At 62.4% G+C, this 12,880-nt stretch carries 9 protein-coding genes and 1 pseudogene; 7 read left to right on the top strand and 3 right to left on the bottom strand.

Features of this window, described 5'->3' with window-relative positions; translation table 11 throughout:
• Positions 1-225: 225 nt before the first annotated feature.
• Together QMK51_RS09645 and QMK51_RS09640 are read right to left on the bottom strand one after the other, a co-directional pair.
• Positions 226-1,563, bottom strand: a complete 1,338-nt coding sequence (locus tag QMK51_RS09645) for a lysine N(6)-hydroxylase/L-ornithine N(5)-oxygenase family protein (protein ID WP_320393871.1) — start codon at positions 1,561-1,563, stop codon at positions 226-228.
• A 130-nt stretch (positions 1,564-1,693) separates the two neighbouring features.
• The gene (locus QMK51_RS09640) at positions 1,694-2,176 is read right to left on the bottom strand and encodes a sigma-70 family RNA polymerase sigma factor (protein ID WP_309475868.1); all 483 of its coding nucleotides are present in this window, start codon (positions 2,174-2,176) and stop codon (positions 1,694-1,696) included.
• Between the two features lie 333 nt (positions 2,177-2,509).
• Between QMK51_RS09640 and QMK51_RS09635 the strand changes: the two genes are divergently transcribed.
• The 3 genes from QMK51_RS09635 to QMK51_RS09625 are packed head-to-tail and all read left to right on the top strand — an operon-like array spanning position 2,510 to position 7,058.
• Entirely contained in the window at positions 2,510-3,682 is a 1,173-nt protein-coding gene (locus QMK51_RS09635; protein WP_258699900.1) for an efflux RND transporter periplasmic adaptor subunit, read from the top strand.
• Positions 3,683-5,656: a MacB family efflux pump subunit gene (locus tag QMK51_RS09630; protein ID WP_320393870.1), complete on the top strand. Its 1,974-nt coding sequence runs from the start codon at positions 3,683-3,685 to the stop codon at positions 5,654-5,656.
• A gap of 7 nt (positions 5,657-5,663) precedes the next feature.
• Positions 5,664-7,058 carry an efflux transporter outer membrane subunit gene (locus QMK51_RS09625; protein ID WP_320393869.1) on the top strand — a complete coding sequence of 465 codons (1,395 nt, stop codon included), beginning with the start codon at positions 5,664-5,666 and terminating at the stop codon, positions 7,056-7,058.
• Positions 7,059-7,188: 130 nt separating this feature from the next.
• Here the strand turns inward: QMK51_RS09625 and QMK51_RS09620 are convergent, their stop codons facing one another.
• Positions 7,189-8,817: a PvdJ/PvdD/PvdP-like protein gene (locus tag QMK51_RS09620; RefSeq protein WP_320393868.1), complete on the bottom strand. Its 1,629-nt coding sequence runs from the start codon at positions 8,815-8,817 to the stop codon at positions 7,189-7,191.
• Between the two features lie 327 nt (positions 8,818-9,144).
• Here QMK51_RS09620 and pvdM point away from each other — a divergent pair, with 327 nt between their 5' ends.
• The 4 genes and pseudogenes from pvdM (at position 9,145) to QMK51_RS09600 (ending at position 12,841) form a co-directional block, all read left to right on the top strand.
• Entirely contained in the window at positions 9,145-10,515 is a 1,371-nt protein-coding gene (gene pvdM, locus QMK51_RS09615) for a pyoverdine-tailoring dipeptidase-like protein PvdM (RefSeq protein ID WP_320393867.1), read from the top strand.
• Complete coding sequence (locus QMK51_RS09610; protein WP_320393866.1) at positions 10,512-11,792, top strand: aminotransferase class V-fold PLP-dependent enzyme; 1,281 nt, start codon at positions 10,512-10,514, stop codon at positions 11,790-11,792. Before pvdM ends, QMK51_RS09610 begins: the two co-directional genes overlap by 4 nt.
• A 10-nt stretch (positions 11,793-11,802) precedes the next feature.
• Positions 11,803-11,919 (top strand): annotated as a pseudogene (locus QMK51_RS09605) (metal ABC transporter ATP-binding protein); the annotation flags it as partial.
• A 34-nt stretch (positions 11,920-11,953) separates the two neighbouring features.
• Positions 11,954-12,841 (top strand): formylglycine-generating enzyme family protein, encoded by an 888-nt coding sequence (locus QMK51_RS09600; RefSeq protein WP_320393865.1) that lies wholly within the window; start codon positions 11,954-11,956, stop codon positions 12,839-12,841.
• The last annotated feature ends 39 nt before the right edge of the window (positions 12,842-12,880 follow it).

The following is a 12,880-nucleotide window of genomic DNA, read 5'->3' as shown; positions in this document are numbered from 1 at the left end:
GCCGGGGGTTCTGCCGAGTAAACGCTGCACTGGCGTGTGATGGGGGAATCGCGGGGTTCTTCAGGAAGTGTTCAGGATTCAAGATTTGTGGGACTCTTTCGGGCCCCTTCGCGAGCAGGCTCGCTCCCACAGTGGATCTTCAGTGAACACAGAGTTTGTGTAAGACAACGATCAAATGTGGGAGCGAGCCTGCTCGCGATGGCGGCCTTACTGTCGCAACAAATGTCAGCTGGCAGTCGCCAACAACAAATCCCTCACCGACCGGCCATGCCCACGGGATTTGCCATGGTCATACAGAGAGCCGGCAATTTCATCGGCACGGATCGGCAGGATCGACAGCAAGGTGTCGCTCAAGCCGTGGCTGGCCTGGCAGAAGCCCTGCATGTAGATGCCGGCCTTGCAACGCTCGTCAGTGATCAGCTTGTAGTTGCGATCGACCTCGAAATCGCCCAGGTACTGTTCCAGAGGCGCCAGCAGTTTGCGGTGCATCTGGCGCTCGTAACCGGTGGCCAGCACCACAGCGTCGTAATGGCGAACCGTGATTTCACCGGTAGCATTGTTGCGCACCGCCAGCTCGATACCGCGCTCGGTGGCGGTGGCTTTTTCAACGGTGGTCAGGGTACGGAACGCATGGCGCGCGATGCCCGAGACTTTCTGCCGGTAGAAGATCCCGTAGATGCGTTCGATCAGGTCGATGTCCACCACCGAATAGTTGGTGTTGTGGTACTCGTTGACCAGACGCTCGCGTTCACTGCTGGCCTGCTGGAACACCAGGTCGGTGAACTCCGGCGAGAACACTTCGTTGACGAAGGGGCTGTCATCGGCCGGCTTCAGGGCCGAGCCACGCAGGATCATATCCACCTGCACCGACGGGAAGCTGTCGTTGAGGTCGATGAAGGCTTCCGCCGCGCTCTGCCCGCCGCCGATGATCGCGATGCTCATCGGTTGGTTGTTCACGCATGGCTGCCTGGCCATGCGCTCCAGGTACTGGGAGTGGTGGAACACCCGAGCGTCATCCTTGAGCGCCTTGAACGCTTCGGGAATGCGCGGTGTACCGCCAGCACTGACCACCACCGAACGGGTGGTGCGCACCTGCTGCAAACCCTGGGTATCGCGAGAAATCACCCGCAGTGCCTCGACCTGCTGGTTATGCAACACCGGCTCGATAGCCAGCACTTCCTCGCCGTAGCGGCTCTGCTCGGTAAATTGCCCGGCGACCCAACGCAGGTAGTCGTTGTACTCCATGCGGCACGGATAGAAGGTGCCAAGGTTGATGAAGTCCACCAGACGACCGTGGTGCTTGAGGTAGTTGACGAAGGAATACGGGCTGGTCGGGTTACGCAGCGTCACCAGATCCTTGAGAAAGGAAATCTGCAGTTCGCTCTGGGTGACCAGGGTGTTGCCGTGCCAGCGGTAGTCCGCCTGCTTGTCGAGAAACAGCACATCCAGCTCGCCCTGGCTCGGCCCGCGCTCTTGCAGGGCGATGGCCAGGGCCAGGTTCGAAGGGCCGAAACCGACGCCGATCAGGTCGTGAACGATGGGCGATGCAATTGCCTGTGTCATTTCCAGTGTCCTCTGGATAAACCCCGCAGCTGCGGGGATAAAGCCTGGGTGACCTGACCGGCCTTGTGCGGCAGCAGATCGTCTGTTGAATAGGAACGAGGACAATGAAAAAAAATTTAACGCGGCCTGATTAAGGAGCATCCCACTGGCGCATGCGCACCCGGCAATGCTTCATGGCATTGACGATGTGCTTTTCCACCAGCGCCCGGGAAATCCCCAGGTGCTCGGCGATTTGCGGGTGCGACAAGCCTTCGATCTTGCGCAACAGAAAACTCTCGCGACACAGCCGTGGCAACTCCGCCAGCGCGCGCTGGAGCATGTCCAGGCGCTGACCGTGATCGAGGCTGTTGTGGGGCGAGGGGATGAAGTAGCGCTCTTCGCTGTCGAGCACGTCCAGGGATTCGACCTGACGCAAGGCATTGCGGCGGTGGTCGTCGATCACCAGGTTGAGCGCGGTGCGATAAAGGAACGCCCGGGGTTGCTCGATCGGCGTGTCGCTGGAACGCTCCAGTACCCGCAGATAAGCGTCATGCACCACATCTTCGGCCACCTGACGGTTGCCTAGCTTGGCGTTCAGGAAACACACCAGCTCGCGATAGTAGTTTTCCAACATGACTCCCGGCCGCAGAGGGTGCGGTTTCTATCCTTGAGCCAGATCCGCGACCGCCAGGTAGGCAGTGGCACGATGCTGGCGATTTCGAGTGTGTAATTTATAGTAATTCTCATATAGATTTAAAGCGCTGTTTCCATTTGCCTGATAAATAGTGCTGTCCTATACCTGTAACCCTTGCCTGTCACGCTATGCGTCCACGCTTAAATTCCGCGCCTCCTCCATCGTTTACAGGACAGCTCCCCGTGTCTGTCGGCCCTCCGACAGCGTCCAGCTGTCGGCAGATGTTGCCTATCGGCTGAGCGACGGGCCGAATCCTATTGGCCGGAACCCTGCATGAAACGTCCCCGTCACACCCGACGCGCCCTGCTTGTAGCCCTTTGTCTGATCCCCGTTATCGCCGTCGCGGCCTGGCAGTTTCTGCCTCCCGGCCGTGATCGGTTCGCCACGGTCCAGGTCGCTCGCGGCGACATTGAAAGCAGCGTCACGGCGTTGGGGACCCTGCAACCGCGACGTTATGTCGATGTCGGTGCCCAGGCCTCGGGGCAGATTCACAAGATCCATGTGGAGGTCGGTGACGTGGTCAAGGAAGGCCAGTTGCTGGTGGAAATAGACCCGTCCACCCAACAGGCCAAACTCGACGCCGGACGCTTTTCCATCGACAACCTCAAGGCACAGCTTCAGGAGCAACGGGCACAACACGACCTGGCCCGGCAGAAATATCAACGCCAACAGCACCTCGCCGCTGGCGGCGCCACACGGGACGAAGATGTGCAAACGGCCCAGGCCGAACTGCGCACCACCCAGGCCCGCATCGACATGTTCGAGGCGCAGATCCGCCAGGCCCAGGCCAACCTGCGCAGCGATCAGGCCGAACTCGGCTATACGCGCATTTACGCACCGATGAGCGGAACGGTCGTCGCCCTCGATGCCCGGGAAGGCCAGACCCTCAACGCCCAGCAACAAACGCCGCTGATCCTGCGCATCGCCAAACTGTCGCCCATGACGGTCTGGGCCGAGGTCTCGGAGGCTGATATCGGTCACGTCAAACCCGGCATGACCGCCTGGTTCACCACACTCAGCGGCGGCAACCGGCGCTGGAGCAGCACGGTACGGCAGATCTTGCCGATACCACCCAAACCGCTGGACCAGGCCAGCCAGGGCGGCGGCAGCCCGGCCAGTTCCAATAAAAGCGGCACCGGTCGCGTGGTGCTGTATACGGTGCTGCTGGACGTCGACAACACCGACAACGCGCTGATGGCGGAAATGACCACCCAAGTGTTCTTCGTCTCCCACCAGGCCAAAAACGTCCTGACCGCGCCGGTCGCGGCGCTGCAGGGCGGCCCGCAGGCAGACCGTCAAACGACTCGGGTGGTCGCCCAAAACGGTGCCATCGAACAACGGACGGTGCGCACCGGCATCAGCGATCGCCTGAAGGTGCAGATCCTCGACGGACTGGACGAAGGCGATCACCTGTTGATCGGCCCCGTCGACGGCAGTGGAGGTTGAATGCAAACGCCCCTGATCGACCTGCAGGACATTCGTAAATCCTATGGTGGCGGTGACGCGCCGCACGTCCACGTCTTGCGCGGCATCGACCTGTCGATCCACGCCGGGGAGTTTGTGGCGATCGTCGGCGCTTCCGGCTCCGGCAAGTCGACGCTGATGAACATCCTCGGTTGCCTCGACCGGCCAACGTCCGGCGAGTATCTGTTCGCCGGCGAAAACGTCGCCCGACTCGACAGCGATGAACTGGCCTGGCTGCGCCGTGAGGCGTTCGGTTTCGTGTTTCAGGGTTACCACCTGATTCCCTCCGGCTCGGCCCAGGAAAACGTCGAGATGCCAGCGATCTACGCTGGCACCCCAGCGACCGAACGCCACGCCCGCGCCGCCGCCCTGCTCGGCCGCCTGGGCCTGGCCGAGCGCACCGGCAACCGTCCGCACCAGCTCTCCGGCGGGCAGCAGCAACGGGTGTCCATCGCTCGCGCCTTGATGAACGGCGGCCACATCATTCTCGCCGACGAACCCACCGGCGCCCTCGACAGCCACAGCGGCGCCGAGGTCATGGCACTGCTCGACGAACTGGCGAGCCAAGGCCATGTGGTGATCCTCATCACCCACGACCGCGACGTCGCGGCCCGGGCCAAACGCGTGATCGAAATTCGCGATGGCCTGATCATCAGCGACAGCGCCCGCGACAACCCTGCCGCCCAGACTTCGGCCAATCCCGGTGCGCTGCAAGCGGTGGATTTGCGCAAGCGGCTGAGCGAAGGCAGCGAAGCCACCGGTGCCTGGAAAGGCGAACTGGTGGATGCCGTACACGCGGCCTGGCGGGTGATGTGGATCAACCGCTTCCGCACCGCCCTGACACTGCTGGGGATCATCATTGGCGTGGCCTCGGTGGTGGTGATGCTGGCCGTCGGTGAAGGCAGCAAGCGTCAGGTCATGGCGCAGATGGGCGCCTTCGGCTCGAACATCATTTACCTCAGTGGCTCCGCCCCCAACCCGCGTACCCCGCCGGGCATCGTGACCCTCGATGACGTCGCGGCGCTGGCCAGCCTGCCGCAGGTCATGCGGATCATGCCGGTCAACGGAGCGGAAGCCGGGGTACGTTTCGGCAACCTCGACCACCTGAGCTACGTCGGCGGCAACGACACCCATTTCCCGGCGATTTTCAACTGGCCAGTGGTCGAGGGCAGCTACTTCACCGAGGCCGATGAACGCAACGCGGCCGCGGTCGCGGTGATCGGCCACAAGGTGCGCAGCAAATTGCTCAAGGATGTCGCCAACCCCATCGGCCAATACATCCTGATCGAAAACGTGCCCTTTCAGGTCGTCGGTGTGCTCGCTGAAAAAGGCGCCAGTTCCGGCGACTCCGACAGCGACAACCGGATCGCCGTGCCCTACTCGGCCGCCAGTGTCCGGCTGTTCGGCACCCACAACCCCGAATACGTGGCCATTGCCGCGGCCGATGCGCGCAAGGTCAAAGAGACCGAAAAGGCCATCGAACAGTTGATGCTGCGCCTGCACAACGGCAAACACGATTTCGAACTCACCAACAATGCCGCGATGATTCAAGCCGAGGCGCGCACGCAGAATACCCTGTCGCTGATGCTCGGTTCGATTGCGGCGATTTCGCTGCTGGTGGGCGGGATCGGCGTGATGAACATCATGCTCATGACCGTGCGCGAACGGACCCGGGAGATCGGTATCCGCATGGCCACCGGTGCCCGTCAGCGCGACATCCTGCGCCAGTTCCTCACTGAAGCGGTGATGCTCTCGGTGGTCGGCGGGATCGCCGGCATCGCCCTGGCGCTGATCGTCGGCGGTGTATTGGTGCTTAGCGAAGTCGCGGTCGCCTTTTCCCTGGCGGCCGTCATCGGTGCCTTCGCCTGCGCACTGATCACCGGCGTTGTCTTCGGCTTCATGCCGGCCCGCAAGGCTGCCCGGCTCGACCCGGTCACGGCCCTTACCAGTGAATGATCGATCTATGAAACCGCAACTGAGCCTGTTGACCCTTTGCCTGTTACTCGGCGCGTGTGGCCACCCTGCCCCGCGCCCGGACAGCGGCATTCAACCCCCGCTGGCCTGGCAATCGCCGCACCGCGAAAGTGCTTCCCGGACGAGCCGGCAATGGTGGACGCAGTTTGGCAGCCCGCAGCTTGATCGCTTGATCGAACAGGCCCGCGTCGGCAGCTATGACCTGGCCGCCGCCATCGCTCGCGTGCGCCAGGCCCAGGCCGACACGGTGATTGCCGGCGGCTCGCAGCTGCCGGAGGTCAAGGCCGGCATGAACGCCAACCGGCAGAAACTGCTGCGCGGCAACGGCTACAGCCAACTCGATGCCAATAGCAGCAACAAAGCCGTGGACTACTTTGACGCCAACTTCAGCGCCAGTTACGAACTCGACTTCTGGGGCGGCAAACGCGCGTCCCGGGACAGCGCGCACTATGGGCTGCGAGCCAGCGAGTTCGATCAGGCCACGGTTGAATTGACCTTGCTCAGCGGGGTGGCCAACAGCTACGCGCAAGCCTTGTCGCTGGGTGAACAAAGTCGCATTGCCGAACTGAACCTGGCCAATGCACAGAACGTTTTGAAACTGGTGCAGACCCGTTTCGACTCAGGCTCGGCCACCGCACTGGAACTGGCGCAACAGAAAAGCCTGGTGGCGGCGCAACAACGGCAACTGCCGCTGATTCGCCAGCAAGCCCAGGACGCACGGATCAGCCTGGCCGCCCTGCTTGGCCGGCCGGTGCAGCAACTGCCGCCTGGCCAAGAGTCCTTCGATCAACTGCAGTGGCCCGCCATCGGTGCCGGGCTGCCCAGCGAACTGCTCAGCCGCCGCCCGGACATCGCCCGCGCCGAAGCGCAACTGGCCGCCGCCCAGGCCAACGTCACGGTCGCTCGCGCCGCCATGCTGCCCGCCGTGACCCTGAGCGCCAGCATCGGCTCGGGCGCCAACACCGCCAACGATATTCTGCGCAGCCCTTTCTACAACCTCACCGCCGGGCTGGTCGCGCCGATCTTCAACAACGGCCGCCTCGGCGCCGAGCGCGACAAGGCCACGGCCCGTCAACAAGAACTGCTGGAAACCTATCGGGGCGCGATCATCAATGGCTTTGCCGACGTCGAAAAAGCCCTCAACAGCATTCGCGGCCTGGATGAGCAGCGGGAGTGGCAACGCGAAGAGCTGAACCAGGCACAGACCGCGTTCAACATTGCGCAAAGCCGCTATCAGGCCGGGGCCGAGGATTTGCTGACGGTGCTGGAAACCCAGCGCACGCTGTACGCGGCGCAGGATTCGAATGTGCAGCTGCGGTTGTCGAGGGTGCAGGCGAGCATTGCGTTGTACAAGGCGCTGGGTGGGGGGTGGCAGGCGCTGTAATTTGCGTCGTCAGTGAGCCCGCCATCGCGAGCAGGCTCGCTCCCACAAGGGTTTGTGTTTGCCGGATGATTTGGGCACGACACATAACCTGTGGGAGCGAGCCTGCTCGCGAATGAACGATGACTCGGTCTCAGCTGGTAATCGGCTTGACCTTCAGATTCCGCGCATACCACGGCCGTTGCGGCACCCGCCGGAACAAATCCGCCAGTTTCTTTTCATCAGTGCCGAAGGTGATGCGCAGCGCCAGCTTCATGGTTTCCGGGTCCATTTCCACCGACTTGCCGACCTGCAATCCCGGCGTGGTGCTGCAGCCGTGGGTGCTCGGACCAAGCCACGGATCATCGACTTCAACCCAGCGCCCCGGCGCGAACCAGCGCACGCCATTGACCTCAAGCCGACTGACCTCCCCCGGATGGAAACGTTCGTGGGCGCGGAACCAGTCTTCCAGACGATCGTCGATCCAACCGTGAAAGTGCCAGAACACAGGGTTCACGTGGGATGAAAACGGGTCACCGAGGAAGTCGTTTTCCGGCGCATACCAACGCGCGGAAAAGTCCGCCGGATCCCGGGCGAAAGGCACCGGCTGACCGTTGGACGGATCGCGTGGCACCGAGGCCCAGCGCATGTGCAGCCAGTCGTGCAGGCCCAGCTCGACCTCTGAACCGAACTGCCCCAGGGTCATCTTCGACAGATAACGCGGGTCGCGATAACGGGACTCCCAGACCTGAAAATTGCTGTGGTAGGTCTCGGCGGTCTTGATGTCGCTGACCCACCGGGTGTACTCGGTGTCTTCGGCGGCCAGCCAGGTGGGCGGCAGCGCCGTGCCATCGTGATTGTCGAAATAGCGGGCGAAGCCCTGACGGTCGCGTTCAAGCTCCGGCTGCGGCATCGGAAAGCTCGACCAGGACGGCAGGTCCTGCATCGAACGCGCCGTGCCGAGCATGTGCCGGTGCATGAAGAAAAAGTCGACCCCCGAACCATTACGGTCCTTGCGCGGCCCCCGGGCATCGCGCTCATTGCCTCGCGGGCCCGGCTGCCAGCCGATACCGCGCAAGGCACCGCGCTGGTCTTCGGAGAGTTTGTGCCATTTGTCCCGCGTGGCGTGCCAGAGCTGATGGAACAAGCGGTGTTCGGCGGAAATCAGCCACGCCAGCAACGGCGGATTCAGACCGACCCGCTCCCGGGCTTCGGGAAACAGCCGTTTGCGCGCGACAAATCGATTGTCCAGTTCCGGCAAACCGAGCGGGTGATCCAGACGCAGAATCCGCCCGCTGAGCGTGCCACTGCCGGCATTGCCGAAATCAGCCCAGACCTCATCGAGCATGACCGCCAGCTCATAGGCCGGCGCGCCGTTGGCCGATTGTGTGTCGACCAGGCGCCAGTACAACTGGCTGGCGTCAGGCGACACCAGATCGCCGATCACCCGGTAACGCGGTTCGGCTTCGCTGCGTAACTGCTGCGCGGTATCGAGGCAGCCACGCAGGCCACGGCCACGCTGGGCGATGTCGATAAACAGCTCCAGCCCGCTCTGCGGTAAACCGTCGAGACCTGCCCGGGATCCTTCAAAGCGGATATCCCAGATCCCTCGCAGCGAGTTGGCCAACTGCTGACCCGCGGTGTCCGCCAGGTCGACCGTCGCTTCGCCAGGGGTGATCGTGGGGTCGGGTTTCGTCCATTCGCGATGCCCATAATAAGCCGCAGGCACGGCAGCGCCAGTCAGCGCCAGGCCTGCCATGAACCATCGTCGAGAAATCGTCATTGCCCTACCTGTGTCAGCCATGAAGCAGGCTTTATCCAAGCTAGAACGTTTGTTGCGCGGGGAAATTTAAGCGTGCCAAACACAATCCCCTGTGGCGAGGGAGCTAGCTCCCGCTCGGCTGCGAAGCAGTCGTAAATCCGGCGCATGCGGTGTGCCTGGCAGAACGAGGTTGCAGGTTTCAGGACTGCTTCGCAGTCCAACGGGAGCAAGCTCCCTCGCCACAAGGTATCTCGCTGTCTCCTAATTTTTTCTGCCAGCCACTCGTTCCTCCCAGATAGCAAAGGCCCCTGCGCCTGCACCGGGGCGGCGAACCTGACAGAGATGGCAATGACAAAACCACGTTCGAAAAAGGCTCTTTACATCGGCCTGCCGCTGGCCTTGGCGATCAGCGCCGGCGCAGGCTTGGCGGTCTGGTATTACGGATTCAAGGACACCCCCGGCTACCCGATCAAGGTCATGAGACAGGCCGACGAGTTGCACGAGCGCATGCTCTCCTTCGACAGCCACATCAGCCTGATGCAGAACTTCGGCACCCAAGGCAACGAAGCCGACAAGGACGGCAAGGGCCAGTTCGACCTGGTCAAGGCCAACCGTGGACAGCTGTCCGGCGCGGCCCTGACGATTTTCGGCTGGCCGGAACTGTGGAATGGCGCCAACGCGCCGCACAGGCCCACCGCCGGTTTCGTCGAAGAGGCACGCAACCAGCAAGAGATCCGCTACAAGATTATTTCCGGCATGGTCCGCGACTTCCCCAACCAGGTCGCCATCGCCTACACCCCCGATGATTTCCGTCGCTTGCACGGTGAAGGCAAGTTCGCGATTTTCATCAGCATGCTCAATGCCTACCCGCTGGGCCATGACCTGAACCTGCTGGACCTGTGGACGGCACGCGGTATGCGCATGTTCGGCTTCAGCTACATCGGCAATAACGACTGGGCCGACTCTTCGCGCCCCCTGCCGTTTTTCAACGATTCGCCAGACGCCCTCGACGGCCTCTCCGACCTGGGCAAGCAAGCGGTGCATCGCTTGAACGACCTGGGCGTGATCATCGACGTGTCGCAAATGTCGACCAAGGCCCTGGAACAAGTCGCGCAATTGAGCCGTACACCCATGGTCGCTTCGCACTCGGCGCCACGGGCAATGGTCGATATCCCGCGCAATCTCAGCGACAAGGAAATGCAGCTGATCAAGAACAGCGGCGGCGTGGTGCAGGTGGTCGGTTTCTCCCAATACCTGCGCCCGCTGACCCAGACCACCCAGAACAAACTCAACGAATTGCGCAAAGAGTTCGACCTGCCGCCCCTGCCGAACCTCGCCGTGGCATTGATGCCGGGCGATCCGGTCATCGCGGCCTGGCCGGAGAAAAAATTCGGCCAGTACGCCAGCCGTCTCTACGCGATTCTTGAAGAAGAACCCAAAGCCACCCTCAAGGACCTCGGTGACGCCATCGATTACACAGTGCGAAAAATCGGCATCGACCATGTCGGCATCAGCTCCGACTTCAACGAAGGGGGCGGCGTCAAAGGCTGGGAAAACGTCGGTGATATTCGCAATGTCACGGCGGAACTGATCTCCCGTGGCTACTCCGAGGCGGACATCGCCAAGCTCTGGGGCGGCAACTTCCTGCGGGTCTGGGATCAGGTGCAGAAAGCCGCCAAGCCGGCGCTGATTTCACAACAAGGCACGAGCAAACCATGAGCGATCGTCGCACCTTTCTGAAACAGGCCGGGATCCTCGCCGCCGGCCTGCCCTTGACGGCCGGCCTGGACAACGTCGCCAGCGCCACGCCACAGCCCTCGCAGCCTGGGGACAAATGGGCGCAGCTGCGGCAGCTGTTCGACCAGGATCCGGACTACCTGCATTTCTCCAATTTCCTGATCACCTCGCACCCCAAACCGGTGCGTGAAGCGATCGAGATGCACCGTGCCGCCCTCGACAAGAACCCCGGGCTGGCGATGGACTGGGACCTGGGTGTGATCGAGCCGCGCGAAGAAGAGGTGCGCGTCTGGGCCGGTCGTTACCTGGAAGCCAATGCCAAACAGATCGCCTTGACCGGCAGCACCACCGAAGGCCTGGCGATGATTTACGGTGGCGTTCATGTGCGCCCGGATCAGGAAATCCTCACCACCGCCCACGAGCATTACGCGACCCACACCATCCTCGATCTGCGCACCCAACGGGACGGCACTCGGGTGCGCAAGATCAGGTTGTTCAAGGACCCGCAGACGGCCTCCAAAGCAGAGATCCTTGCCGTGATCGACCAGAACATCAAACCCGAAACCCGCGTACTGGGCATGACCTGGGTGCACTCTGGCAGCGGCGTGAAACTGCCGATCGCGCAAATCGGCGCGCTGGTGGACAAGCACAACCGCCACCGCGCCGAGCAGGACCGCATTATTTACCTGGTCGACGGCGTGCACGGCTTTGGTGTCGAGGACCTGAGTTTTCCAACGATGAACTGCGACTTCTTCATCGCCGGCACCCACAAATGGCTGTTCGGCCCCCGTGGCACGGGCATCGTGTGCAGCCGCAGTGAGGAGGTCCAATACGTCACGCCGATCATTCCGACCTTCTCCGAAGCCACGGCGTTCTCCACCACCATGACGCCGGGCGGCTACCACTCGTTCGAGCACCGCTGGGCGCTGAACGAAGCCTTCAAGCTGCATTTGCAATTGGGCAAGGCCGATGTTCAGGCGCGTATCCATGCCCTGAACAGCTATATGAAAAAACGCCTGCAAGCGCACCCGCAGATCGAACTGGTCACGCCCCTGAGCCCCGAACTGTCGTCCGGTTTCAGCTTCTTTCGGGTCAAGGGTCAGGACAGCGACAAGATCGCCGCCTGGTTGATGCAAAACCGCGTGATCGCCGATGCCGTGGAGCGCGACGTGGGTCCGGTGATCCGCACGGCGCCGGGGCTGCTCAACACCGAAGCTGAAGTCGACCGCTTCATCGCGTTGCTCGGCAAACAGCTCTGATCCCAGCCCCATGATGAATAGCGCAATCCATGTGGGAGCGAGCCTGCTCGCGAAGGCGTCCAGTCAGTCAACATCATCGTTAAATGACACACCGCATTCGCGAGCAGGCTCGCTCCCACAGGTTTCGCGCCTTTCCTTTCAACTTTTTATCGAGAGCAATGATGAACAGTGAGCTGCGTAGCTTTTCCCTGAAGACGCTCCCCGCACTGGCCTTTGCCGCTGTGGTTGCCGGCCTGCTGCCGGGCATCGCTCAGGCCGCCGCACCCGCCCCGCCCGGAAAGGTGTTCAAGGACTGCAAGGACTGCCCGGAGATGGTCGTGCTGCCCACCGGAACCTTCACCATGGGCACCCCGGACAATGAAGTGGGGCGCGAACCCGACGAAGGTCCGTTGCACCCGGTGACCTTTATCAAACCGCTGGCCATCAGCCGCTTTCAGGTGCTGGCCGGCGAGTGGGACGCCTACCTGCGCGACAGCGGTTACGTCATGCCCGACGGCGATACCCGGCCGGGCCGCGAGTGCAAGGCCGGCGTGCCGCGCTATGAGCGCACGGCCAGGCATCCGGCGGTGTGCATGGACTTCCCCGAGGTCAATGCCTACGTGGCCTGGCTCTCGAAGAAGACCGGCAAACACTATCGATTGGTCAGCGAATCGCTGCGTGAGTATGCCGCCCGCGCGGGCAGCAGCGGCCCGTTCCCCTTCCCGTTCGATGAAGGCAAGGAATACAGCATCGCCAAACACGCCAACACCTACGGCGCCGCCGATGGCTACAACTTCACCTCACCGGCGGGCAGTTTCCCGGCCAACGCCTTCGGTGTGTACGACATGCACGGCAACGTCTATGAGTGGACCGCCGATTGCTACAACGAGAATTACGTCGGTGCACCGAGCGATGGCAGTGCGTGGTTGACCGGCGAATGCACGGCCCGGCGCATTCGCGGCAATGACTGGGGTGAAGCACCGGTGTTCTCGCGTTCGGGCAACCGTAATGCCACCTACCCCGACACCCGTGGCGACTGGATCGGTTTTCGCGTCGCGCGAGATCTTTGAGGCTCCCACCTCCTGTCGCATGACCTGCAACAAACCCGT

The organism is Pseudomonas sp. P9_31 (assembly GCF_034008235.1).
Taxonomy (GTDB): Bacteria; Pseudomonadota; Gammaproteobacteria; order Pseudomonadales; family Pseudomonadaceae; genus Aquipseudomonas.
Note: the sequence above shows the minus strand (reverse complement) of the source record. Positions and strands in the feature narration are given on the sequence as shown.